24 protein-coding genes are annotated in these 22,890 nt (G+C 48.1%); 21 read left to right on the plus strand and 3 right to left on the minus strand.

Translation table 11 applies throughout. The annotated features are described in order from the left end of the window. Positions 1-76: 76 nt before the first annotated feature. The 14 genes from QUE66_RS03260 to QUE66_RS03325 all read left to right on the plus strand — a co-directional run bounded on the left by QUE66_RS03260 (position 77) and on the right by QUE66_RS03325 (position 10,933). Positions 77-940 carry an MBL fold metallo-hydrolase gene (locus QUE66_RS03260; protein ID WP_286224424.1) on the plus strand — a complete coding sequence of 288 codons (864 nt, stop codon included), beginning with the start codon at positions 77-79 and terminating at the stop codon, positions 938-940. Between the two features lie 17 nt (positions 941-957). Next, the gene (locus QUE66_RS03265) at positions 958-1,257 is read left to right on the plus strand and encodes an ArsR/SmtB family transcription factor (RefSeq protein ID WP_286224425.1); all 300 of its coding nucleotides are present in this window, start codon (positions 958-960) and stop codon (positions 1,255-1,257) included. 26 nt (positions 1,258-1,283) lie between these two features. Beyond that, positions 1,284-1,472: a YgaP family membrane protein gene (locus tag QUE66_RS03270; protein ID WP_108509323.1), complete on the plus strand. Its 189-nt coding sequence runs from the start codon at positions 1,284-1,286 to the stop codon at positions 1,470-1,472. A 10-nt stretch (positions 1,473-1,482) separates the two neighbouring features. After that, a complete protein-coding gene (locus QUE66_RS03275; protein WP_286224426.1) occupies positions 1,483-2,868 on the plus strand; it encodes a TAXI family TRAP transporter solute-binding subunit in 1,386 nt (461 codons plus the stop codon). Continuing rightward, positions 2,865-4,058, plus strand: a complete 1,194-nt coding sequence (locus QUE66_RS03280; protein WP_286224427.1) for a BaiN/RdsA family NAD(P)/FAD-dependent oxidoreductase — start codon at positions 2,865-2,867, stop codon at positions 4,056-4,058. The genes QUE66_RS03275 and QUE66_RS03280 overlap by 4 nt, the downstream gene beginning before the upstream one ends. Before the next feature lie 123 nt (positions 4,059-4,181). Next, on the plus strand, positions 4,182-4,655 hold the full coding sequence (locus QUE66_RS03285) for a 4Fe-4S dicluster domain-containing protein (protein WP_108509324.1): 474 nt from the start codon (positions 4,182-4,184) through the stop codon (positions 4,653-4,655). Between the two features lie 12 nt (positions 4,656-4,667). Further along, positions 4,668-6,515, plus strand: a complete 1,848-nt coding sequence (locus tag QUE66_RS03290; protein ID WP_286224428.1) for an aldehyde ferredoxin oxidoreductase family protein — start codon at positions 4,668-4,670, stop codon at positions 6,513-6,515. Between the two features lie 6 nt (positions 6,516-6,521). Further along, positions 6,522-7,778: an NAD(P)/FAD-dependent oxidoreductase gene (locus QUE66_RS03295; protein WP_286224719.1), complete on the plus strand. Its 1,257-nt coding sequence runs from the start codon at positions 6,522-6,524 to the stop codon at positions 7,776-7,778. Positions 7,779-7,787: 9 nt separating this feature from the next. After that, the gene (gene thiS, locus QUE66_RS03300; RefSeq protein ID WP_286224429.1) at positions 7,788-8,039 is read left to right on the plus strand and encodes a sulfur carrier protein ThiS; all 252 of its coding nucleotides are present in this window, start codon (positions 7,788-7,790) and stop codon (positions 8,037-8,039) included. Then, positions 8,039-8,329 (plus strand): hypothetical protein, encoded by a 291-nt coding sequence (locus QUE66_RS03305; protein ID WP_286224430.1) that lies wholly within the window; start codon positions 8,039-8,041, stop codon positions 8,327-8,329. The genes thiS and QUE66_RS03305 overlap by 1 nt, the downstream gene beginning before the upstream one ends. A gap of 18 nt (positions 8,330-8,347) precedes the next feature. After that, positions 8,348-8,746, plus strand: coding sequence for a VOC family protein (locus QUE66_RS03310; protein ID WP_286224431.1), 399 nt, complete (start codon positions 8,348-8,350; stop codon positions 8,744-8,746). Positions 8,747-9,013: 267 nt separating this feature from the next. Beyond that, entirely contained in the window at positions 9,014-9,166 is a 153-nt protein-coding gene (gene pufB / locus QUE66_RS03315; RefSeq protein WP_108508170.1) for a light-harvesting antenna LH1, beta subunit, read from the plus strand. Positions 9,167-9,176: 10 nt separating this feature from the next. After that, positions 9,177-9,389 carry a light-harvesting protein gene (locus QUE66_RS03320; RefSeq protein ID WP_108508171.1) on the plus strand — a complete coding sequence of 71 codons (213 nt, stop codon included), beginning with the start codon at positions 9,177-9,179 and terminating at the stop codon, positions 9,387-9,389. Positions 9,390-9,493: 104 nt separating this feature from the next. Next, a complete protein-coding gene (locus QUE66_RS03325) occupies positions 9,494-10,933 on the plus strand; it encodes a PucC family protein (RefSeq protein ID WP_286224432.1) in 1,440 nt (479 codons plus the stop codon). A 105-nt stretch (positions 10,934-11,038) separates the two neighbouring features. Here QUE66_RS03325 and QUE66_RS03330 read toward each other — a convergent pair whose 3' ends face one another. Further along, on the minus strand, positions 11,039-11,233 hold the full coding sequence (locus QUE66_RS03330; protein WP_286224433.1) for a hypothetical protein: 195 nt from the start codon (positions 11,231-11,233) through the stop codon (positions 11,039-11,041). Positions 11,234-11,316: 83 nt separating this feature from the next. Here QUE66_RS03330 and QUE66_RS03335 point away from each other — a divergent pair, with 83 nt between their 5' ends. From QUE66_RS03335 to ppc, 6 genes are all read left to right on the plus strand, one after another. After that, the gene (locus QUE66_RS03335; RefSeq protein ID WP_286224434.1) at positions 11,317-11,784 is read left to right on the plus strand and encodes a tetratricopeptide repeat protein; all 468 of its coding nucleotides are present in this window, start codon (positions 11,317-11,319) and stop codon (positions 11,782-11,784) included. 80 nt (positions 11,785-11,864) lie between these two features. Beyond that, positions 11,865-12,872 (plus strand): class 1 fructose-bisphosphatase, encoded by a 1,008-nt coding sequence (locus QUE66_RS03340; protein ID WP_286224435.1) that lies wholly within the window; start codon positions 11,865-11,867, stop codon positions 12,870-12,872. A 20-nt stretch (positions 12,873-12,892) separates the two neighbouring features. Beyond that, positions 12,893-14,887 (plus strand): transketolase, encoded by a 1,995-nt coding sequence (gene tkt / locus QUE66_RS03345; RefSeq protein WP_286224436.1) that lies wholly within the window; start codon positions 12,893-12,895, stop codon positions 14,885-14,887. Between the two features lie 8 nt (positions 14,888-14,895). Then, complete coding sequence (gene fba, locus QUE66_RS03350; RefSeq protein WP_286224437.1) at positions 14,896-15,960, plus strand: class II fructose-bisphosphate aldolase; 1,065 nt, start codon at positions 14,896-14,898, stop codon at positions 15,958-15,960. A 30-nt stretch (positions 15,961-15,990) separates the two neighbouring features. Continuing rightward, the gene (gene gap / locus QUE66_RS03355) at positions 15,991-17,016 is read left to right on the plus strand and encodes a type I glyceraldehyde-3-phosphate dehydrogenase (RefSeq protein WP_286224438.1); all 1,026 of its coding nucleotides are present in this window, start codon (positions 15,991-15,993) and stop codon (positions 17,014-17,016) included. A 4-nt stretch (positions 17,017-17,020) separates the two neighbouring features. After that, the gene (ppc, locus tag QUE66_RS03360; protein ID WP_286224439.1) at positions 17,021-19,831 is read left to right on the plus strand and encodes a phosphoenolpyruvate carboxylase; all 2,811 of its coding nucleotides are present in this window, start codon (positions 17,021-17,023) and stop codon (positions 19,829-19,831) included. Between the two features lie 9 nt (positions 19,832-19,840). Here ppc and QUE66_RS03365 read toward each other — a convergent pair whose 3' ends face one another. Beyond that, positions 19,841-20,689, minus strand: coding sequence for an ion transporter (locus tag QUE66_RS03365; RefSeq protein WP_286224440.1), 849 nt, complete (start codon positions 20,687-20,689; stop codon positions 19,841-19,843). Between the two features lie 81 nt (positions 20,690-20,770). On the opposite strand from QUE66_RS03365, the gene QUE66_RS03370 reads away from it, so the two are divergent. Continuing rightward, positions 20,771-21,904, plus strand: coding sequence for an alanine--glyoxylate aminotransferase family protein (locus QUE66_RS03370; protein WP_286224441.1), 1,134 nt, complete (start codon positions 20,771-20,773; stop codon positions 21,902-21,904). Here the strand turns inward: QUE66_RS03370 and QUE66_RS03375 are convergent, their stop codons facing one another. Further along, positions 21,905-22,813: a 3-hydroxyacyl-CoA dehydrogenase family protein gene (locus tag QUE66_RS03375; RefSeq protein WP_286224442.1), complete on the minus strand. Its 909-nt coding sequence runs from the start codon at positions 22,811-22,813 to the stop codon at positions 21,905-21,907. Between the last annotated feature and the right edge of the window lie 77 nt (positions 22,814-22,890).

A 22,890-nucleotide genomic window follows, 5' to 3' on the forward strand; every position in this document is an offset into this window, starting at 1 on the left:
CGACTTGCTATTAGTTAAATCATAATATATTATATATTTATATATATTGTAATTCACCTTGAATAAGGAGTAAAGCATGCAAAAGCCAATCGTCAAAGCCTTTTTTGATCAAGGAACATGGACCTTTACCTACGTCGTTTATGAAAAACCTAACACGCCGTGTGTGGTGATTGATACAGTCCTCAACTATGACCCTAAATCGGGTCGTACCAAGACCAAGTCTGCAGATGAGGTGATTGCTTTTGTCAAAGATCAGGGCCTCACAGTCGATTGGATTTTGGAGACCCATGCGCACGCAGATCACCTGAGTGCTGCACCTTATATTCAAAAGCATCTTGGGGGCAAGATCGCCATTGGCTCGCATATTCAGGATGTGCAAAAAGTATTTAAAGGAATATTCAATCTTGAGAGTGACTTTCCAACCAATGGCTCCCAATTTGATTACTTGATCGAAGAGGGCCAGGATTTGTATGCGGGTAACTTAACCATCCACCCCTTATTTGTTCCTGGACATACACCAGCATGCATGGCTTATGTGATTGGCGACGCCATTTTTGTTGGCGATACGATCTTCATGCCCGATGTTGGGACGGCGCGCTGTGATTTCCCGGGTGGCAACGCTAATACGCTTTACCAGTCGATGCAAAAGATTTTGTCCTACCCAGATGACACGCGTTTATTCATGTGCCACGACTATCCCCCCACCGACCGTCCAATTGCCTATGAAACCACCGTGGGTGAAGAGAAGCATAAAAATATTCATGTGCATCAGGGGGTCACCGAAGCTCAGTTTGTGGAGATGCGGAATCAGCGTGATAAGACCTTAGAGATGCCGATTTTGATCTTGCCTTCGATTCAAGTCAATATTCGTGCCGGTCATCCACCGCCTGCTGAGACGAATGGCAAGACTTATCTCAAAATCCCCTTCAATGTTCTCTAATTGGCGACTGAGTGGCTATGAATATCAATTTAAAGAAAATGCGCCAATCGGCTGATAAAGCAGTTGACTTAATGAAGGTTTTGGGAAATCGAGATCGAATGATGTTGTTGTGCGAAATTAACCAAGGGGAAAAATGCGTGGGCGAGTTGGAAGATTCCTTGGATATTCATCAGCCAACCCTCTCACAACAACTAACGGTATTGCGTAAGAAAAAGCTGGTGAAAACCCGTCGCGAGGGTAAGCAGATTTATTATTCCGGCGCCAATCCTGTGGCGATGTCAGTGATGAACTTGCTCTACCAAAATTACTGTAAATAACCAATTGATTTAAAAGGAGGTTTATGATGCAATGTAACGTCGGTCATACAGATCGGGTCCTGCGAATTACGGCAGGAAGTTTATTAATTCTTTTATCTTTAAGTGGAGTGATTGGGGCATGGGGCTGGATCGGGGTTGTGCCATTAGCAACCGGCATCTTTCGTTTCTGCCCAGCGTATCCGCTCTTAGGGATGAATACCGCCAAGAAAAAGTAGTGCATTAATTATGGGCAGTTTCAAGGAAGACTTCAAAGATACCGTTGTTGCGCTTCTTGAAACCGCTCAGGACCAGTACCGTGATGCCGTCAGTTTCGTTAAAGAAACATGGCCTCTGCTTGTTCTATTGGCCGCTATCTTAATTGGCCTCATTGCCTACTGGAATCCACCTCCACCGCGCCATATCATCATGGCCTCCGGTATTCAAGGAGGATCATATGAACAATTAGCCGCGAAGTATGTGGAGTTCTTTGCAAAAAAAGGTGTCACCATTGAGCTGGTGCGTACCGAAGGTTCCCAAGAAAATATTAATCGCCTCGCGGATCGCAAAGATCCAGTTCAAGCAGCTTTCGTTCAAGGTGGATCTTTGCATGCTAAACAAGTTCCTGGTGTTGAGTCCCTTGGAAGTGTTGACTACGAGCCGATTTGGGTCTTCTATAGAGGACCGTTTCTAAAAAATGGCATTTTAGATCTTGATCGACTTGCCAAGGCTCGGGTAGCCATTGGTCCCGAGGGTAGTGGCACTCATGTCCAAGCCATGAATATTTTGCGAGTTAGTGCCGTGGAGCGGATGCCCACACTATTACCACTCAATAATGATGAGGCGGTGATTGCTTTGCAAAAAGGTGAAGTTGATATTGTCTTGATGGTAGATGGCTTGCGAGCAAAAAATGTACAAACCCTCATAAATGATCCAACTGTTCGATTGCTCAACTTTAATCGTGCTGCCGCTTATACAAAAAATATTCATTATCTAGAAGAACTTGAGGTACCGATGGGCAGTTTTAATATTGCGCGTAATTTCCCGCCCAGTGATACCAAAATGATTTCCACGGTCACTAATTTATTAATTGATGATCGGATGCACCCAGCGATTCAGTTTCTCTTTCTGATGGCAGCCCAAGAGATCAATGGTAAAGAATCATTTTTTGCCAAGCGTGGCGAGTTCCCAGCCTTTATGAGCTCGGAGTTTCCGGAAAGTCCCATTGCGCAACAGTTTCATCAGCGCGGTTTACCAGTCTTAATGGATTTCTTACCATTTTGGGTCGCTGAGTTTATCCATCGAATGTTCTTTACCTTGCTACCATTCTTTGCGATTGCATACCCCATTGTGCTCTCCTTGCCTAGCTATCGTTTAAGGCGGGTTCGAGCCAAACTCAATCGTATTTATGGTGAGCTAAAGTTTTTTGAGAACGATCTGTTAATTAGCTACGATCCCAGCAAGGTACCTGAGTATTTGGAAACACTTGCGGATATGGAAAGACGTGCCTTGGCTTTGAAAGTTCCAAAGAGTGCTTCGAGTGATTTTTACACGCTTAGAAGTAGCATTGATTATGTGCGCAATGCGCTTAATCGGGGCGATCATCAAATTCTGGGTCGCGAGAGTTCCATTTGATTTGGGATGCCATCATTGTCGGTGGCGGAGCTGCTGGGCTCTTTTGTGCTGGAATTGCTGGTCAACGCGGTAAAAAAGTTCTGGTACTGGATCATGCCCCAGTATTGGGGGAGAAGATTCGTATTAGCGGTGGTGGGCGGTGTAATTTCACAAATCTGAACTCAGCCCCTGAGCATTTTTTATCCCTCAATCCCCATTTTGTAAAAAGCCCCCTGGCGCGGTATTCATCAAAGGACTTCATTAATCTCGTGCGTGAGTACCGCATTCCGTTTCATGAGAAACATCGTGGCCAACTATTCTGTGACGATTCTGCAAAAGACGTTATTCAGATGCTGTTGGCTGAGTGTCATAAGGGCGGTGTCACTATTCAGCATCCAGTATCTGTTACCCAAATTATCAAATCGCAATCGAACTGGACTTTAGAAACAACAGATGGAATCAAACAGGCTACTCATTTAATTATTGCGACCGGAGGATTGCCAGTACCAGCGATTGGCGCGAGTGATTTTGCTCTGCGAATTGCCAAGCAGTTTGAAATCCCAACCACTTCGGTACGTCCTGCATTGGTACCACTCGCATTCACCTCAGACGAGTTTTCAGTATTCACCAGCTTGGCTGGGATCAGCTTGGAAGCTAGCGTCCAGGCGGGACAGCGTAACCACGGTTACGGAACCTATCGATTTGATGAAGATCTTTTGATAACCCATAAAGGGCTCTCGGGACCCGCTATTTTGCAAGCCAGTAGCTATTGGCATGAGGGCGAAGCGATCCACATCAATTGGCTAGGAAAGACCGATTTTGATGCGATCTTTTCTGAGGCGCACCAGAAAACAGTTGATGCCGCTCTCGCAGAGGTATTGCCGCAACGCGTTGCACAATTGTTGACCGAACAGCTCAATCTCGCAAAACGTAATTGGGCGGAGGTATCTAAGAAAGATCGAGAAGCCTTGCGTACCCATTTAACGAAGGCCCAAATGAAGCCTGCAGGTACCCTGGGATGGAAAAAAGCGGAGGTCATGTTAGGCGGGGTCGATACCAAAGCATTGGATGGTAAAACCATGATGGCTAAACAACATCAGAATCTCTACTTCATTGGGGAGTGTGTAGATGTCACCGGTCATCTTGGAGGGCATAATTTCCAGTGGGCTTGGTCGTCAGCTTTTGTTTGTGCTAATTCCCTAATAAATTAGTCAACTTAATAAATCTTTAGGGTTTTTACTGACTGGTTCCTAAGTCCCTTGTTCTTCATTCCCCTTGTCCGTAATATGGATGGTTATAAGCAAAATTATCATTTACTCGTTAAGGACTTTCTTATGCAGAAATCATTACTCATTAATGCGGATAAATGCACGGGTTGTTTGCAATGTGAAATGGCATGTAGTTATGAAAACTACGGTGTCTTTAATACTGCTAAATCCCGCATTAAGGTCTTTGATTTTCATACCACTGGAAAAAAGGTTCCCTATACCTGTACACAATGCGATGAGGCATGGTGCTTAAAGGCCTGCCCAGTTGATGCAATTCGGATTGATGCAAGCACTGGCGCAAAAGTAGTGATTGAAGATGTGTGCGTCGGTTGCAAAGTCTGTACGATCTCATGCCCATTTGGCACGATTAATTATGTTCAGGATTCTGGGAAGGTTCAGAAATGCGATCTCTGTGGGGGCGATCCAGCATGCGCCACCTCTTGCCCGACGGGCGCCATTACCTATGTCGATGCCGATTGGACTGGCTTAGATCGAATGAGAGCTTGGGCAGACAAGCTTGGCAACCAACCCGCCGCTTAATAGGAGATCATTATGTCTTGGTCAGGAAAAATTCTTCGTGTCAATTTAACCAAGGGAACCTGTCAGTCTGAGCCACTCAATATGGAGTGGGCTAAAGAGTATCTCGGTTCGCGTGGCCTAGCCTCCAAATATCTTGTCGAGGAGATCGATCCTAAAGTTGATCCTTTGTCTTCCGAAAACAAAATCATTTGGGCTACAGGGCCACTAACCGGAACCATGGCATCGACCGGCGGGCGCTATACCGTCGTGACTAAAGGCCCACTGACTGGAGCCATTGCCTGCTCGAATTCCGGGGGATATTGGGGGGCAGAGCTCAAAATGGCTGGTTGGGACATGATTATTTTTGAAGGTAAATCACCCAAACCGGTGTATTTGTTTATTCAAGATGATGATGCGCAATTATTGGATGCAAGTTCGCTTTGGGGCAAATCCGTTTGGGAGACAGAGCCAAGCATTAAAGCTAAACACCAAGATCCGCAAATTCGTGTTTCATGCATTGGTAAGGCTGGTGAGAATCAGGTTTTATTTGCATCCGTTGTGAATGATTTACACAGAGCTGCAGGGCGTTCTGGAGTGGGCGCAGTGATGGGGAGTAAGAATCTGAAGGCGATTGCCGTTCGGGGAACTAAGGGTGTTGGTAATTTGAAAGACCCCAAAGGCTTTATGAAAGCGACAGCGGCAGCGAAGGCTGTTTTAGCTGGACATGCGGTGACCGGAGAAGGATTGCCGACCTATGGCACGCAAGTGCTGATGAATGTGATTAATGAGGTTGGGGCATTGCCAACCCGCAATCATCAAGATGTTCAATTCGAGGGTGCTAAAGATATTTCGGCGGAAGCAATGGCCACCCCGCGTGAAACAGATGGTAAAGCCCATTTAGTGACCAATCAAGCCTGTTTTGGTTGCACGATTGCTTGTGGGCGGATTTCAAAGATCGATGAAACACATTTCTCGATTCAGAACCGTCCTCAATACATCAATGCTTCGGGCGGCCTAGAGTATGAAGCTGCATGGGCTCTTGGTGCCGCTAATGGTGTGAATGATCTTGAGGCCTTGCAATTTGCCAATATGGTTTGCAATGAACAGGGCATGGACCCCATTAGTTTTGGCGCAACGATTGGTGCCGTTATGGAAATGTACGAAATGGGAGTGCTTAAAAAAGAACAGTTAGGCATTGAAGCCCCATTTGGTTCAGCTAATGCGCTTTGCTACTTTGCAGAAATTACTGCAAACGGCGAGGGCTTTGGAAAAGAGATTGGACTTGGTTCGGCAAAGTTAACCAAAAAATATGGTCAGCCGGATTTATCCATGAGTGTGAAGGGTCAAGAGTTTCCTGCCTATGATGGGCGCGTTGTTCAAGGAATGGGTTTAGCCTATGCAACTTCTAACCGAGGTGCTTGCCATCTTCGGGGTTACACGGTTGCATCAGAGGTCTTAGGTATTCCTGTCAAAACCGAGCCTACTGAAACGAATGGTAAGCCCGAGTTGGTCAAAGCATTTCAAGACGCAACGGCCGCTTTTGACTCGGCAGGTATTTGCTTATTTACTAGTTTTGCATGGACGCTTGCTGACGTAGCACCCCAGGTGCAAGCAGCCTGCGGTGAAGAGTTTACGGTTGAAAATTTAAATACGATTGGTGAGCGCATTTGGAACATGGAGCGTGACTTTAATAATCGCGCCGGCTTTACGAGTAAAGACGACAATTTACCAAAGCGCTTGATGACGGAGCCTGCAAAAACAGGACCTGGTAAGGGCACCGTGAGTGGTCTTGACAAAATGCTCCCCGAGTACTACAAAGTCCGCGGATGGGATAGTGAAGGTCGTCTAAACGCTGAAACGCGCAAACGTTTAGGTCTTTAATCGATGATGAATCACGTTATTCTGGGCAATGGCCCAGCGGGAGTTATCGCTGCTGAGCAAATACGTCGTCTAAGGCCAAATGATTCGATCATTCTGATTGGATCAGAGGACTCTCCACCGTACTCACGCATGGCGATACCTTATTTATTAGTTGGAAATATTTCTGAAGAAGGAACATTTCTGCGAAAAGATGCACACCATTTTGCAAATTTAAAGATTCACCTTAAAAAAGCGCGCGCCACAAAAGTCGATGCCGCAAAGAAGCACGTCATCCTTGATTCAGGTGAGGCCATTTCTTACGATCGATTACTCATTGCTACAGGTTCTAAACCGATTCGCCCCAATATTCCAGGCATTGATTTGCCTGGTGTACATCCCTGCTGGACTCTAGAAGATGCTCGTGCGATCCAAAAGATTGCAAAGCCAGGCGCCAGGGTGCTCCAGATGGGCGCAGGGTTTATTGGCTGCATTATTTTGGAGGCTCTTGCCAGTCAAGGTGTCAAACTGACGGTCGTAGAGATGGGTGATCGCATGGTGCCACGCATGATGACCGAAAAGGCGGGTGGACTCATTAAGCAATGGGTTGAACAAAAAGGTATTACCGTACATACAAAGACTAAAGTTGAGGCGATCTCTCAAGGAAGCTCTGGTTTGCAAGTGAGCCTTTCGAATGGCGAGCGCATTGAGGTCGATTTGGTGATTTCAGCCACAGGCGTAAAGCCCAATATTGAATTCCTAAAAGATGCTAATTTAGGAATTAATACGGGAGTTGTGGTCAATGATCGAATGCAAACTTCGGACCCCAATATTTATGCTGCTGGTGATGTTACCGAATCAACGGATTTCTGTACCGGCAAATCGATTGTGAATGCCATTCAACCGAATGCGGCAGATCAAGCCATGATTGCTGCAACGAATATGGCAGGCGGTAATGCACAAACCCGGGGTGCTTTGCAGGTAAACGTTCTTGATACATTGGGCCTAATTTCTAGCTCATTCGGTCAATGGGCTGGCGTAGAGGGCGGTGAATACGTTGAAAAAGCCAATCCTGACCAATATCAGTACATTCGACTGGAATTTGATCAAGATCGTTTAATCGGCGCAACAAGCTTGGGCCTCACAGACCACATTGGAGCACTGCGGGGGTTGATTCAGACCCGCGTTGCCCTAGGGGAATGGAAAGAGAAATTACTTGAGGATCCAACCCAAATAATGGCTGCGTATCTTGCCAAAGGGCAATCTCAAGCAGCCTGGGTCTCTTAAAATTAAGTGATGCAAGTCACCCTTAAACTTTTTGCAAGCCTTTCTCCGTATTTGCCAAAACATGCTAAGAGGAATGAAGTGCAATTAGATGTGCCAGAGGGCATTACCGTTGCCCAGATGATTGAAATGCAAAATTTGCCCAACCAGTTAGTACACTTAGTTTTGCTAAATGGTCATTTTGTTGCTCCAGATCAACGGGCTACTACGGTTATTCAAGAAAATGATGCTCTTGCTCTGTGCCCACCCGTTGCGGGCGGGTAATGCAATTTGAGCGCTTGATGGGCTGTACAGCTCATGATCTGCAACGCTGGCTTCCGGATGCTCTTGGCAGTTATTACCCACGGTGCTCACTTGAAATTGATGGAATCACATTGATTCATGTTGAGAATCCACTGATTCAGATGGTTGGGTTCACAAAAAATGATCGTCAAATTGCATTACTCCGAATTCCTCAACTTCAGCTTCAATTAAAATTTACCGGTCTTGTCGACCATCAAATTCAAGCACTGTTAGAGCGGTTTGATCTTTACACTCGTAGAGGTGGCGGTTAGATCATCAGGAGAATTGATATGACTTTATTTATTGACCGTGTCGATCACCTCGTACTGACGGTGACTGATATTGAGAAAACTACGCAGTTTTATGAAAAGGCACTCGGTTTTGAGCGAGAGTTCTTTAAAGGACCCGAAGGACAGCCACGGTATGCCTTGTTGTTTGGGCAATACAAGATCAATCTGCAAGACAAAAATACCGAAACCCCGACCAAGGCAAAAGCGCCAACGATTGGGGCTGGCGATTTTTGCTTGATCTCCAAAGTTCCACTGGATGACTTCATTGCTCACCTACAAAAGGTTGGCGTAACCATCGATACAGGTCCGGTACAGCGCCGGGGAGCTTTGGGGCCGATTCGGTCGGTCTATTTCAGGGATCCAGATGGAAACCTGGTTGAAGTCGCCGAATACATCTAGATTTCACCTGTACGACCCTCAAAAGCCCCAATTCGGGGCTTTTTTCTATTTTATTAACTAATTGATTTAAAAGAATATTTTTATCCTTATTCCCATATAAAGGCATATTGACACCCAAATATGTATATTTTTATTGACAAAGATATATGTAAATTTAGAATTACACTTAAGAAAAGTAGGTTATTAAGATTTTGTGGCAGAGGGTGTCATAAAACCCGCGTGCGGGTGGAGCACGAGAAGTAGGGTGTCTTTCAAAGGGAGAAAACTATGTCAGACCCAAACAAGGTATGGCCCACCGGCTTAACGGAGGCTGAATCTGAAGAGTTACACCGTAATCTGATTCAAGGCACGCAGTTTTTTGGCATGATTGCAGCTCTTGCCCATTTGCTTGCGTACATTTATTCGCCTTGGCTGAAATAAGGAGAAAAAAATGATTTACGGAAAAATGTGGTGTGTCGTAAAACCATCCGTCGGGATCCCACTATTCTTGGGCGCCTGCGCAGTTGGTTCGTTTGCTGTTCATACAATGATCCTCAACAATACAACGTGGGTTAAAGCATTTTTGAATGGCAATGCTGATAAAGTAGCTAGCGCTTCGGCATCGGCAGCAGCAGCACCTGCAGCACCTGCAGTGAAGAAGTAAAGTACTTTAATTTTTCACTAGTCCGAGGTCGGCGGGCCTCGGACTTTTTGCATTTTGATAGTGAGTCTTGACGCCGGTTGATCCTGATGGTGAGATAGCTATACATGAAACGCTTGAGCGAGAAACTAGTGCAATCCTGGACCAGCCTCGGTCCTAAGTTTCTGCCATTTGCAGACGCCGCAACCCCCGATTTGCCCCTCTCGCGACTTCTGCGACTCTCCTTATTTCAAGTTTCGGTTGGCATGGCCTTGGTCTTATTGATTGGCACACTCAATCGCGTGATGATCGTTGAGCTTGGGGTACCCGCCTCTTTAGTGGCGATGATGGTTTCTTTGCCACTGGTGTTTGCACCATTTCGTGCCTTGATTGGTTTTCGTTCTGACACCCATCGCTCTGAGCTAGGGTGGCGACGCGTTCCCTATATTTGGATGGGAACACTTGTGCAGTTTGGTGGTCTTGCCATCATGCCATTTGCCTTACTGGTTCTATCTGGCGGCGGTCAGTCGGCAGATGCCCCAGCTTGGATTGGACAGGCCTCTGCTGCGCTGGCATTCTTGTTAGTGGGTGCTGGGATTCACATTACCCAGACCGTTGGATTGGCGTTGGCGACCGACTTAGCGCCACAAGAATCGCAACCCAAAGTGGTTGGACTCATGTATGTGATGTTGCTCCTCGGAATGATTGTGAGCGCTTTTGTATTTGCAGCAGTCTTAAAGGATTTTTCACCGGGTCGTCTGATTCAGGTGATTCAAGGCTGCGCAATCACCACGATGATTTTGAATGTAATTGCCCTGTGGAAGCAGGAGACCCGCGATCGAAATCGACGCTTCAAGAATCCCGATCAGCCAACGTTTAAGCAATCCTGGGAACTCTTTTGTAAAGGCGATCATGCGATTCGTCGTTTAACCGCGGTTGGTTTGGGAACCATGGCGTTCACTATGGAGGACGTTCTGTTAGAGCCCTATGGTGGCGAGATTCTGAAACTCAGCGTTAGCTCAACGACGTTCTTGACTGCAACCTTAGCAATGGGGGGCTTAATCGGGTTTGGACTGGCATCGCGTGTGCTCAGTCGAGGGGCGGATCCATTTCGGATGGCTAGTATAGGCGCGCTACTTGGCTTACCCGCTTTTGTGGCGGTTATTCTTGCGGCCCCTTTAGCCTCTGCATCATTATTTAGCTTCGGGGTCTTCCTGATTGGGTTTGGAGGCGGCTTATTTGGTCATGGCACATTAACAGCCACCATGAATCTTGCGCCGCCGGAGCAACGCGGATTGGCTCTAGGTGCCTGGGGTGCTGTGCAGGCCACGGGGGCAGGGATTGCAATGGCCCTTGGCGGAGTAATTCGTGATCTTGTTAATTACTTTGCGATGAACGGTTACTTTGGTGCTACTCTCGTTGACCCAAGCACGGGATACATTGCTGTGTATGCAATTGAGATCGCGCTTTTAATAGTAACGATTGTTGCGATGGCCCCATTAATGAGGCAACGGGGAATGCCGCAACCCCTGCAAACAAGTTCAGGCGGCATGGGTCGTAGTTCTTAATTAAGGAGAAAGCGATGGAAGCAGGTTATGTTGTTGCAATTTTGATTGTTGCGATTGGCGCCATGGTCACCATTCGGAATATGAATCGCCGTAAGTAAGTATTACTTAGGAATCGCCTTTGCGTTTTTTACCCAAAAACGATTCCACGATGATCGAGCAAAATACCGCTCCCAGAAGGGCGGTAGTCACGGCCATGATCGGACCACTAATTTGCATGCCAAAATCGTAGCCAAATTTCAGGCCGATACCCACTGCAATCAGGTAAGGGATCAAAAAGAGGTAGTTACGAAGCTTCTTCATAGGCACCATCTTAGCCGGAGAAATTCTGCTCAGCAATTTTGATGGACTTGGATCATAATGACTTTTCAATCGGAGAGTTCATCATGGCGATCAAACGGTTTGCTATTTCCCTATTTTCAATTTTCTCGATCGTCTTTGGATTAGGAGCATTCGCTGCCGATACTGGACTAAGCGAGTCGGCTCCATCTTGGCAAGCGGAAGCCCAAAAAGAGATTAAGGCCAATCAATACGATGCTGCCATCAAAACATTACTGGCAGCCAATCAGCCCAACTCGGCGGATTGGAACAATTTGGTCGGTTATGCGCAACGCAAAAAGACCCCGCCGGATTTAGCTGCTGCGGAGCGTTACTATCAGGCGGCCCTGAAGATTGATCCAAAACATCGTGGCGCCCTGGAGTACTACGGTGAGTTATTTTTAATGAAAAATGATTTAGCTGGAGCCGAACAGATGCTTGCCCGACTCAATAAGGCCTGCTTCTTGCCGTGCGAGGAGTATCGCGAGCTAAAAGTTGAAATTGCCAAGTACAAGGCTCAAAAAGGCATAAAGTAGGCCTCAGCTAAAAATCGGGGCCCGGGTCTCAATATCTGAGAAAATAGAGTTTTGATTAATGAGTTTAAAGACCCGCCACCATGCCAGCAGGGAGAACCACGCTTTCAGAGTATTTAAGCCAGCAATCGGCTCAGCACCTATCACTCCACCCTGATCTTGGTTCGCTCGTATTAGAAATTGCCAAAGCTGTTCAAGAAATCGCTTTATTAACCTCCCAAGGAGCGCTTGCTGGCGTATTGGGCAGTTTAGAGAGTCAAAATGTTCAGGGCGAGACCCAAAAGAAATTAGACGTTCTCTCCGATGAGATTTTGATTCAGACCTTTCGATCCGGCAATCTCGTGGCTGGAATTGCATCTGAAGAGAATGATGAGCCACTGAGTAATCCCAAGGGTGGATCCTTCCTATGCTTATTTGATCCACTTGATGGTTCATCGAATATTGACGTCAATGTCTCGGTCGGAACCATCTTTTCAATATTATCCGCAACCCCGAACGCCACGCTGACAGTGGGCGATTACCTGCGAACGGGTCGCCAGCAGATTGCAGCAGGGTATGCAATCTATGGACCGGCAACCATGTTGGTCTTTAGTTTGGGGCACGGTACACATGGCTTTACTTTTGATGCAGCATCTGGCGAATTCATATTGACGCACCCAGGGATTCAAGTCCCTGCCGATACCAGTGAATTTGCCATCAACGCCAGCAATGAGCGCTTCTGGGAGCCGCCTGTGAGTCGCTATATCAGCGAATGCAAGCAAGGTAAAACCAGTGTGCGAGGACGTGACTTTAATATGCGTTGGATTGCGAGTATGGTGGCGGATGTTCACCGAATCTTGATGCGCGGTGGAGTCTTTATGTATCCCAAAGACACAAAGGATCCGAGTAAACCAGGGCGCTTGCGTCTGATGTATGAAGCGAACCCGATGACATTTGTGGTGGAGCAGGCCGGCGGCTTGGGTTCTACTGGACGTCAACGTATCTTGGATGTTCAACCGGAGAGTATTCATCAACGAATCCCCGTCATTTTGGGATCTAAAAATGAAGTAGAGCGTATTGAGGAGTATCACCGCGAACATGATCGTGCGTAACACTAATAACAAGCATGGATATGAGTACAACATCACTTAATCGTCGCGAACTGGCCAACGCCATTCGCTTTTTGGCCATCGATGCCGTTGAAAAATCGAAGTCGGGTCATCCGGGCGCACCGATGGGCATGGCCGACATTGCTGAGGTCTTATGGCGCGATCATCTCCACCATAATCCTGCCGATCCAGCATGGATTAATCGGGATCGATTTGTCCTTTCCAATGGCCATGGATCAATGCTGATCTATGCTTTATTGCATCTCACCGGCTATGCCGTCAGCATTGACGATATTCAGAAGTTCCGACAGTTGCATAGCATCACCGCCGGACACCCCGAAGTTGGTATTACGCCCGGAGTCGAAACCACTACTGGCCCCCTTGGTCAGGGCCTTGCGAATGCGGTGGGCATGGCCTTAGCAGAATCACTTCTTGCAAAGCGCTTTAACCGCCCCGGCCACTCCATCATTCATCACCACACTTATACCTTCTTGGGAGATGGTTGCCTCATGGAGGGCGTGAGCCATGAGGCCTGCTCACTGGCAGGCGTCTGGGGCTTAAATAAACTCATTTGCTTTTATGACGACAACGGCATCTCAATTGACGGGCATGTCGACGGCTGGTTTCGGGACGATACTGCCAAGCGTTTTGAGGCCTATGGCTGGAATGTAATTGGTCCCATTGATGGTCACGATAGCAATGCAATCTCACAAGCCATTCAGAAAGCAAAGAATGAATCCAAGCGCCCAAGCTTGATTATTTGCAAGACCACGATTGGTTGGGGAGCTCCAAATATGGCGGGTACCCATGATGTGCACGGCGCACCTTTGGGTGAGAAAGAAGCCCAAGCAACCCGTCAAGCACTTGGGTGGACCCACGCACCGTTTGTAATTCCGGCATCGATTAAAGATGCATGGAGTGCGATCGTGGCAGGTAAGGCCAAACAGGCTGCTTGGGATGCGGCGTTTGCCAACTATCAACGTGAGTACCCTGAGCTCGCCAAAGAGTTACTGCGTCGTATTGATGAAAAATTCCCTGAGGGTTGGGCCAATACCAAGTCCCAACTCTTTACGAGCATGAAAGCGATCGAAGCGCCGACAGCGAGTCGCAAGTCATCGCAACAGGTTTTGGAGGTTTTGGTCCCAGCTCTACCTGAGCTATTAGGTGGTTCTGCTGATCTCACCGGTTCCAACTTAACTGCTGTGAAAGCCAGCATCACCTGGCATCAAAAGCCTGAACAAGTAGCAAACTACCTATCCTATGGCGTGCGTGAATTCGGTATGAGTGCCATCATGAATGGCATTGCCTTGCATAAAGGCTTCATTCCTTATGGCGGCACCTTCGCAGTGTTCTCGGATTACGCCCGTAATGCCATGCGTATGAGTGCTCTGATGCACCAGCGTGTCATTTATGTGCTCACGCACGACTCGATTGGTCTGGGTGAGGATGGGCCAACCCACCAACCGATTGAACATGCAGCCAGCTTGCGATTGATCCCAAACCTCGACCTCTGGCGCCCTTGCGACGGATTTGAAACTGCCGTCGCTTGGACTGCAGCGATTGAGCGTACCGATGGACCCAGCGCACTCTTTTTATCTCGCCAAAATTTACCCCAGCTTACCCAGGCGATCACGGAAACCCAGGTATTAAAGGGTGCTTATGTCTTATCAGACTCTCCTAATCCTGAGGCAGTTCTGATTGCAACCGGCTCCGAGGTAAGTCTAGCGATACAAGCCCAAGCACTCTTACGTACCAAAGGCAAGTCGGTACGCGTGGTATCCATGCCATGTACGTCAGTCTTTGATCGTCAGTCTCGCGAGTGGCAAGACGAGGTCTTGCCGAAGGGCGTTCGCCGGATCGCGATTGAAGCTGGGCAGGGCGATCTATGGTGGAAATACGTTGGTTTAGGTGGCGCTGTGATTGGCATTAATCGGTTCGGAGAATCGGCGCCTGCACCAGCGGTTTATCAAGCCTTAGGTGTTACCGTTGACCGTATTGTTGAACTTGTTTTGTCCTAGAGGAAAAAATGGCATTAATTTCATTAAGACAGCTTTTAGATCACGCCGCTGAGCATCATTACGGACTGCCAGCATTCAATGTCAATAACATGGAACAGATCCATGCCATCATGCAGGCCGCTGATCAGGTCGATAGCCCTGTGATTTTGCAGGCTTCAGCAGGCGCGCGTAAATATGCTGGTGAGCCATTCCTGCGGATGCTAGTACTCGCAGCGGTTGAGCAGTACCCTCATATTCCAATTTGCATGCATCAGGATCACGGTGCCTCCCCGGCAGTCTGCCAGGCATCGATCCGTAGCGGCTTTTCTAGTGTGATGATGGATGGTTCACTGAAAGAAGACGCCAAGACCCCTGCTGACTTTGCTTATAACGTCGATGTGACCCGCCGGGTGGTCGATATGGCACATGCCGTGGGCGTCTCAGTAGAAGGCGAGTTGGGTTGCTTAGGCTCATTAGAAACTGGACAAGCGGGTGATGAGGATGGCAGTGGTGCAGAGGGCGTGCTTGATCATTCTCAGCTACTCACAGATCCAGACGAGGCAGCCGAGTTTGTTGCTCAAACTCAGGTGGATGCGCTGGCCATTGCGATTGGCACCAGTCATGGTGCGTATAAGTTCACCAGACCACCCACCGGCGATATTTTGGCAATCGATCGCATTAAGGCCATCAATCAGCGGATTCCGAATACGCATTTAGTGATGCATGGATCATCGAGCGTGCCGCAAGAGTGGTTGGCGATTATTCGTGAACATGGCGGCACTATTAAAGAGACCTATGGTGTGCCAGTAGAAGAGATCGTTGAAGGAATTAAGCACGGCGTGCGCAAAATTAATATCGACACCGATATTCGTTTGGCGATGACCGGAGCAATCCGCAAGTTTTTCTCAGAACACCCAGAAGAATTTGATCCTCGCGCTTTTCTCAAGGTTGCTACAGCAGCCGCTAAGGGAATTTGCGAGGCGCGCTTCAAATCCTTTGGATGCGCTGGGCAAGCGAGCAAGATTAAAGTGATTCCCTTGGAGAAGATGGCAGCGCGCTACGCCAAGGGAGAGTTAAAAGCTGTTGTGCAGTAATGATTGAGTAAAAGGAATAAAGAGGAAAACATGACGATCCGAGTTGCAATTAATGGATATGGCCGGATTGGCCGGATGGTATTGCGCGCTCTCTACGAGGAGGCGATGTTACAGAATAAAAAACGTGATATCCAAATCGTCGCCATTAATGCGATGGGCGATATTGATATCAACGCACATCTCACCCAATATGACTCCGCCCACGGTCGTTTTCCGGGAACAGTAAGCGTTGACGGTGATTACATGGTGGTCAATGGCGATCGGATTCGGATGTACTCAACCCGCAATCCCCTTGAAACCCCATGGGGCAAAGAGGGTGTTGATCTGGTACTCGAGTGTTCTGGTAAGTTCACCTCGAAAGAAAAAGCGATGGTCCATATTCAGCAGGGCGCCAAGAAGGTATTAATCTCGGCCCCCGGTGAAAAGGATGTCGATGCCACGATTGTGTATGGCGTTAATGAGAAGGTCTTAAAACCCACGGATGTGGTGGTCTCCAATGCGAGCTGCACCACCAATTGCTTGGCACCACTGGTCAAGCCCTTACTTGAGAAGATTGGGATTGAATCTGGCCTCATGACCACGATTCATGCATTTACCAACGATCAAGTACTCACTGATGTCTATCACAAGGATAAGCGTCGAGCACGCTCAGCCGTGAGCAGTATGATTCCCACCAAAACCGGTGCTGCAAAAGCAGTTGGTTTAGTGCTACCAGAGCTTGCCGGCCGCTTTGATGGTTTTGCGATGCGCGTACCTACCATTAATGTCTCGGTCGTTGACCTCACCTTTATTGCCAAGCGTCCCACCTCTGTGGATGAAGTTCATCAAATACTGAAGGCGGCCAGTGAGCATGAGCTCAAAGGCATTTTGGGCTTTAATACCTTACCGCTGGTATCGATCGACTTTAATCATGATCCCCGACCCAGTATTTATGATGCTTCACAAACGCGCGTCTCGAGCGATGGCAAGTTGGTCAAGGTCCTGGCGTGGTACGACAACGAATGGGGCTACTCCGTACAAATGCTCAATGCGGCAGAAGCGCTGATGGCGGTGTAAGGCATTGGCCAGTCGATCTTCTACCCGAAAGCAAGACCCCGACTCGGCCTTGGTTGACGATATTCGTCTACTTGGGCGCATTTTAGGGGATGTGATTCGGGAACAAGAGGGCGTTGCAATATTCAATTTGATTGAGCAGATTCGGGTCTTATCGGTCCGGTTTCATCGCCATGGTGATGAGAATGCCAATAAAGAGCTTAAGAAGCTTTTAAAGGGATTGAGTGCCGATGATGCAGTCAAGGTTATTCGAGCCTTTACCTACTTTAGTCATTTGGCAAATCTGGCGGAGGATCGCCATCAATTGCGACGTCAAGCCGCCCAAGAACGTATTGCCAGCCAGCAGCCCGGTAGTATTGATTTAGCCTTAGAACGAATTCATGCGGCTGGTATTAGTAAAGCAACCATTGTTAAAACCCTTACTGATAGTTATTTATCACCCGTACTGACCGCTCACCCAACTGAGGTGCAACGCAAAAGTATTTTGGATGCAGAGCGCAGCATCGCACAATTATTACTAAATCGGGATCAGATTAAAGATCGAGCAAAAGCATATCAGCTCAAAAAAGATCGGTTATGTGAGCGTGAGCTTGCCGACAATGAATTACAAATCAAGGCACGCGTGATTCAGTTATGGCAAACCCGTTTATTACGCTATACCAAACTGAAGGTTGCTGACGAAATTGAAAATGCCTTGAGTTACTACGAGGCTACTTTTTTACGGGAGATCCCCAAGCTCTACGCTGAACTAGAGGACCGTCTTGGGCAACCGCATATCGCATCCTTTTTACGAATGGGTCAATGGACCGGCGGCGATCGGGACGGCAACCCTAATGTTAGTGCCCAAACCTTGGAATATGCCCTAAAACGGCAGGCCGAGATGATATTGCGTCATTACTTAACCGAAGTGCATTATCTGGGCACGGAGCTCTCTCTGTCGGCATTCTTGGTGGGCTTTCCAAAGGCCATGCAAGCCTTAGCGAATCGCTCCCCCGATGAGAATGAGCATCGCATGGATGAGCCCTACCGCCGAGCCTTAACCGGTATTTACTCGCGACTCGCTGCCACACTCAAAGACTTAACCGGGGGCGATGCAGCGCGACACGCCGTCCCACCCCAAAATCCCTATCAAAGCGCAAGAGAATTCTTGGACGACTTGCAAGTGATTGAAGGATCCTTGCGCTCCCATTCTGCGGAGGCACTCATTAATCAGCGTTTAAGGGCGCTCATCCGTGCTGTTGAAGTATTTGGTTTTCACTTGGCGACCGTGGACTTGCGCCAGAGCTCAGACCAGCATGAAGAGGTATTGCAAGAGTTGCTGTCTGTCGCCAAGATTGAGGACAACTACCGAGGTTTAGATGAGGCTGCTAAGCAGGCATTATTAATCCGCTTACTCAATGAAGCACGGCCACTGCAGGTGGTTGGCGCAGAGTATTCCCTACACACGATGAGTGAGCTTGCCATTTTTGCCCTTGCTAAACGTCTACGTGAGCGTTTTGGTGCAGATGCGATCCGCCACTACATCATTAGTCATACCGAGACCGTCAGCGATTTGCTAGAGGTGATGCTACTGCAAAAGGAACTTGGTCTGATGCGCGGTACCTTAGATTCTAAGGCGCGGATTGATCTCATCACCGTACCCTTATTTGAAACCATTGAAGATCTTCGCAATGCAGCACCCATCATGCGTGACTTCTATGCCTTGCCAGGTATTGCCAATTTAGTGAAACGGTCGGGTGCCGAGCAAGACATTATGTTGGGCTATTCCGATAGTAATAAAGATGGCGGGATCTTCACCAGCAACTGGGAGCTGTATTGTGCTGAGATTGCCCTGGTGGAGCTCTTTGAGCGCTTAGCCAATAGTCACAATATTCAGCTGCGCTTATTTCATGGGCGCGGTGGAACAGTAGGGCGTGGTGGCGGCCCAAGTTATGAAGCCATTCTGGCGCAGCCACCAGGAACAGTTCGAGGTCAAATTCGCTTGACGGAGCAGGGGGAGGTGATTGGTTCTAAATACGCGAACCCAGCAATCGGTCGACAAAATTTAGAGGCATTAATTGCGGCAACTCTTGAGGCAACACTCTTGCAGCCTACCAAGCCCGCAACACCCTTGTTCCTTAAAACGGCTGCCCAGATTTCAGAGTCCAGTATGCGGGCCTACCGCCGCTTGATCTATGAGACCGAGGGCTTCGCTGAATACTTTTTCCAAGCTACGCCGATTCGTGAGATCGCCGAGCTCAATATTGGTTCACGACCAGCATCCCGTAAAGCGACGCAGCGCATCGAGGATCTTCGAGCCATCCCATGGGGATTTAGTTGGGGCCAATGCCGCCTAACGCTCCCCGGTTGGTTTGGTTTTGGATCTGCCATTTACGAGTTATTACATGACGTCAAGCCGAAAGAGCGCGCTGCGAACTTGGCTCTATTAAAACGGATGTATCGTCAGTGGCCATTCTTTCGAACCCTCTTATCGAATATGGATATGGCTTTATCCAAAGCAGATCTTGATTTGGCTGCTCTTTACAGTGAGCTGGTTACGGATTCGCGCTTACGCAAAAAGATCTTTGCAGCCATGTGCGAGGAGTGGGATAAGACCATTGATGCACTTGTGCAAATCACGGGGGAGAAGCAACGCCTTGCCAATAACCCAATCTTAGCCCGGTCCATACGCCATCGCTTTCCTTACATCGACCCCTTGCACCACATTCAGGTTGAGCTGGTCAGACGCTATCGTGCTGGGCAAAGCGATGAGCGGGTTAAGCGGGGCATCCACTTATCCATCAATGGCATTGCATCGGGCTTACGAAATACGGGATAAATCCGTCAATCACTTATGGTGATCGGCGGGAAGCTCAACACCGCATGCGCGACAGTATTTATCGGTGGCATTGAGATCATCGGCTAAGCAGTTTGGACAGGTGCGCGGATCTAGATCTGGCCGATGGCGCCGTAGCGCCATTTCACTCGTAACAATTCCAGTGGGAACTGCTAAGGTGCCCCAGCCCATCAGCATCATGGTTGATGCAATCAATTTACCCAAATCCGTTTGTGGGGTGATGTCACCAAAACCAACTGTGGTCATGGTCGTAATGGCCCAATAAATACTAATTGGAATACTGGTGAATCCATTTTGTGGACCCTCAACCACATACATGAGTGTGCCCATTACCATCACGACCATTAGCACGACCGACAAAAACACCATAATTTTGCGTCGACTAGCGGCTAGGGCATTTGCTAGATGGTTGTACTCGACCAAGAAACTCGTGAGCTTGAAGATCCGGAATATGCGTAAAAGACGTAGAACCCGAACATCAATCAGTGAATGCAACTCCGGGAAGAATAGCGCTAGGTAGGTTGGTAAAAATGCGATGAGATCAATGATTCCAAAAAAGCTCAGCGCATACTTGCGTCGATCGGGAGCACAGTAGAGGCGCGCAAGGTATTCAACGGTGAAGATGAAGGTAAAAAACCACTCCAAGGCAAAGAGGATCGAGTGAAACTTGGCTGATATGCTCTGCACACTATCAAGCACTACCACCAAAATCGAGACCAGAATGACAAAGATCAAAATCCGGTCAAAGAGTCGGCCAGCGCGGGTATCGGACTCAAAAATAACCCGATACAAGGTCTCTTTCAGAGTCTGTTCTTCATGGATCTGAGGCTTGGCGGTCATATCGGCCTTGGGTGTTCAAAACAATTAGAATAACGGTTTACCAAGTAATCATTAATTTAGCCTAAATACGAAGGAATTTGCATGCCAGGCCTTTTGCCCAATGTAGACCCGGATGGTCTATTGGAATTCTCGGTAGTCTATACCGATCGTTCTTTAAATCACATGTCAGCGGAATTTAAAAAAGTCATTACTGATATTTCCGCAATTCTCAAGGATGTTTACAAAGCGCATTCCACCGTCGTGGTTCCTGGAAGCGGGACCTATGGCATGGAGGCGGTGGCACGGCAGTTTGCTCCTGGTAAAAAATGTCTAATTATTCGTAACGGCTGGTTTAGCTATCGCTGGACACAAATTTTTGATCTTGAGCAGTTCACCCAAGATGTTCATGTCATCAAAGGTCGCCAAGTTGAACAAACTGCCCAAGGTGCGTATGCACCCCCTCCGATCGAAGAGGTTATCGCCTTTATTCAGAGAGAGAAGCCAGACGTCGTATTTGCTCCGCATGTCGAGACCTCCGCCGGAATTATTCTGCCGCCCGAGTATTTGAGGGCCATTGGTGACGCAGTGGAATCCGTTGATGGATTATTTGTATTGGATTGCATTGCCTCTGGTGCAATGTGGGTTGATATGAAAGCCAGCAAAGTGGACGTCTTGATTAGCGCTCCGCAAAAAGGGTGGAGTAGCTCGCCATGTTGCGCTTTGATTGGTCTCTCCGAGCGTGCTCGGCAAAAAATTGAGCATACTCAAAGCAATAGCTTCTCAATTGATCTCAAGAAGTGGTTGCAGATTATGGAGACCTACGAGAAGGGTGCGCATGTGTATCACACCACCATGCCAACCGATGCATTGAAGATCCTGCGTAACGCCATGAAAGAGACCCAATCGCATGGATTTGATTACCTCAAGCAGCAGCAGATTGAGTTAGGCACCAGAGTTCGAGCCTTAATGGTTGCTAAGGGCTTTCCAAGCGTAGCCGCAACAGGCTATCAAGCTCCGTGTGTCGTGGTGAGTTACACCACCGATCCGGATATGCAGTCTGGTAAGAAGTTTATGGAGGTAGGCCTGCAAACTGCAGCGGGTGTGCCATTGCAGGTGGGCGAGGGCCCAGAGTTTAGGACCTTCCGTATCGGATTATTTGGTCTCGAGAAGTTACTTCATATTGAGCGCGCCATCACGCATCTTGAAGCTGCGATGGACAAGATCACAGCAAAGTAATTACTTTTCGATCTTTAAGACAGCAAAGGCAGCCTGAAGGCGCTTGGAGTAAATCTCCTTTAGCGCCTTTACTTTTTCAGGGGTCCACGACCAAAAGCCAGCAAGACTTTTGGTTCCCGTTTTGCCACTCTTAACCATATTCAGAATCGATTCTGGCATCGCAGTGTCATTGCAAAGCGCAGGATAGATCTCCTTGGCGGCATTGCAATTGACATCCCAACCCGATAATTCTTTTTGAGTGATGGGTCCGACCGCAGCATACCGAAATCCAAAGCTGTAGCGGACCGCATCATCCACATCCTCCGGCGTTGCAACACCGCGATCGATTAAGTAGAGCGCTTCCCGCATTAAGGCATGCTGGATGCGATTGGCTAAAAATCCTGGAATATCTTGCCTGACCAAAACTGGCTTCTTATCAATGGATTGATAAAAGGCATACACTGCATCCGCAATCCTTGGATCGGTTTTCTCACCCAATACGATTTCGACTAGGGGCACCAGTTCAGCGGGCATAAAGTAATGGGCCCCCATCATGCGATGGGCTGTTTTCAAACCCTGTGCGATTTTGCTAATTGGGTAGGCGGAGCTATTGCTCCCAATCGGTATCTCTTGTGGAACACGTTGGTCTAAAGAATGAAATAAGGCTTGCTTGGTTGGCAAATCCTCAATAATTGTTTCCACAATCCAGCGACAGTCAGTCCAGTCGCTCCATGTATCAATTTCGCCGGCGCGAGATGACCCTGCAGCACTCCGTTTGTCCGATGAGCATAAGGCGATCGCATCCTCTAAGCATTGTTGTGCCTTTTCTTGGGTACGACCTAAAACCACCACGGGGACATCTGCCCCCAAGAAGCCAGCCGCAATGCCCGTTGCCATGGTGCCAGTTCCAATTACTGTTACATAAGCCATCAAAAGCCCCTATTAAGAATCATGAAATAAACAAGAGTCTAATTCAGTATGGCAAGTGTCAGCTTGGCTTGACAGGC

The organism is Polynucleobacter sp. HIN6, from assembly GCF_030297575.1.
Taxonomy (GTDB): domain Bacteria; phylum Pseudomonadota; class Gammaproteobacteria; order Burkholderiales; family Burkholderiaceae; genus Polynucleobacter.

What these genes read in the sequence shown, in the direction of transcription:
- QUE66_RS03260 (WP_286224424.1), top strand. Translation starts at nt 77, where the DNA reads ATGCAAAAGCCAATCGTCAAAGCCTTTTTTGATCAAGGAACATGGACC.
- QUE66_RS03265 (WP_286224425.1), top strand. Translation starts at nt 958, where the DNA reads ATGAATATCAATTTAAAGAAAATGCGCCAATCGGCTGATAAAGCAGTT.
- QUE66_RS03270 (WP_108509323.1), top strand. Translation starts at nt 1,284, where the DNA reads ATGCAATGTAACGTCGGTCATACAGATCGGGTCCTGCGAATTACGGCA.
- QUE66_RS03275 (WP_286224426.1), top strand. Translation starts at nt 1,483, where the DNA reads ATGGGCAGTTTCAAGGAAGACTTCAAAGATACCGTTGTTGCGCTTCTT.
- QUE66_RS03285 (WP_108509324.1), top strand. Translation starts at nt 4,182, where the DNA reads ATGCAGAAATCATTACTCATTAATGCGGATAAATGCACGGGTTGTTTG.
- QUE66_RS03290 (WP_286224428.1), top strand. Translation starts at nt 4,668, where the DNA reads ATGTCTTGGTCAGGAAAAATTCTTCGTGTCAATTTAACCAAGGGAACC.
- QUE66_RS03295 (WP_286224719.1), top strand. Translation starts at nt 6,522, where the DNA reads ATGAATCACGTTATTCTGGGCAATGGCCCAGCGGGAGTTATCGCTGCT.
- thiS (WP_286224429.1), top strand. Translation starts at nt 7,788, where the DNA reads ATGCAAGTCACCCTTAAACTTTTTGCAAGCCTTTCTCCGTATTTGCCA.
- QUE66_RS03305 (WP_286224430.1), top strand. Translation starts at nt 8,039, where the DNA reads ATGCAATTTGAGCGCTTGATGGGCTGTACAGCTCATGATCTGCAACGC.
- QUE66_RS03310 (WP_286224431.1), top strand. Translation starts at nt 8,348, where the DNA reads ATGACTTTATTTATTGACCGTGTCGATCACCTCGTACTGACGGTGACT.
- pufB (WP_108508170.1), top strand. Translation starts at nt 9,014, where the DNA reads ATGTCAGACCCAAACAAGGTATGGCCCACCGGCTTAACGGAGGCTGAA.
- QUE66_RS03320 (WP_108508171.1), top strand. Translation starts at nt 9,177, where the DNA reads ATGATTTACGGAAAAATGTGGTGTGTCGTAAAACCATCCGTCGGGATC.
- QUE66_RS03325 (WP_286224432.1), top strand. Translation starts at nt 9,494, where the DNA reads ATGAAACGCTTGAGCGAGAAACTAGTGCAATCCTGGACCAGCCTCGGT.
- QUE66_RS03330 (WP_286224433.1), bottom strand. Translation starts at nt 11,233, where the DNA reads ATGAAGAAGCTTCGTAACTACCTCTTTTTGATCCCTTACCTGATTGCA.
- QUE66_RS03335 (WP_286224434.1), top strand. Translation starts at nt 11,317, where the DNA reads ATGGCGATCAAACGGTTTGCTATTTCCCTATTTTCAATTTTCTCGATC.
- QUE66_RS03340 (WP_286224435.1), top strand. Translation starts at nt 11,865, where the DNA reads ATGCCAGCAGGGAGAACCACGCTTTCAGAGTATTTAAGCCAGCAATCG.
- tkt (WP_286224436.1), top strand. Translation starts at nt 12,893, where the DNA reads ATGAGTACAACATCACTTAATCGTCGCGAACTGGCCAACGCCATTCGC.
- fba (WP_286224437.1), top strand. Translation starts at nt 14,896, where the DNA reads ATGGCATTAATTTCATTAAGACAGCTTTTAGATCACGCCGCTGAGCAT.
- gap (WP_286224438.1), top strand. Translation starts at nt 15,991, where the DNA reads ATGACGATCCGAGTTGCAATTAATGGATATGGCCGGATTGGCCGGATG.
- QUE66_RS03365 (WP_286224440.1), bottom strand. Translation starts at nt 20,689, where the DNA reads ATGACCGCCAAGCCTCAGATCCATGAAGAACAGACTCTGAAAGAGACC.
- QUE66_RS03370 (WP_286224441.1), top strand. Translation starts at nt 20,771, where the DNA reads ATGCCAGGCCTTTTGCCCAATGTAGACCCGGATGGTCTATTGGAATTC.
- QUE66_RS03375 (WP_286224442.1), bottom strand. Translation starts at nt 22,813, where the DNA reads ATGGCTTATGTAACAGTAATTGGAACTGGCACCATGGCAACGGGCATT.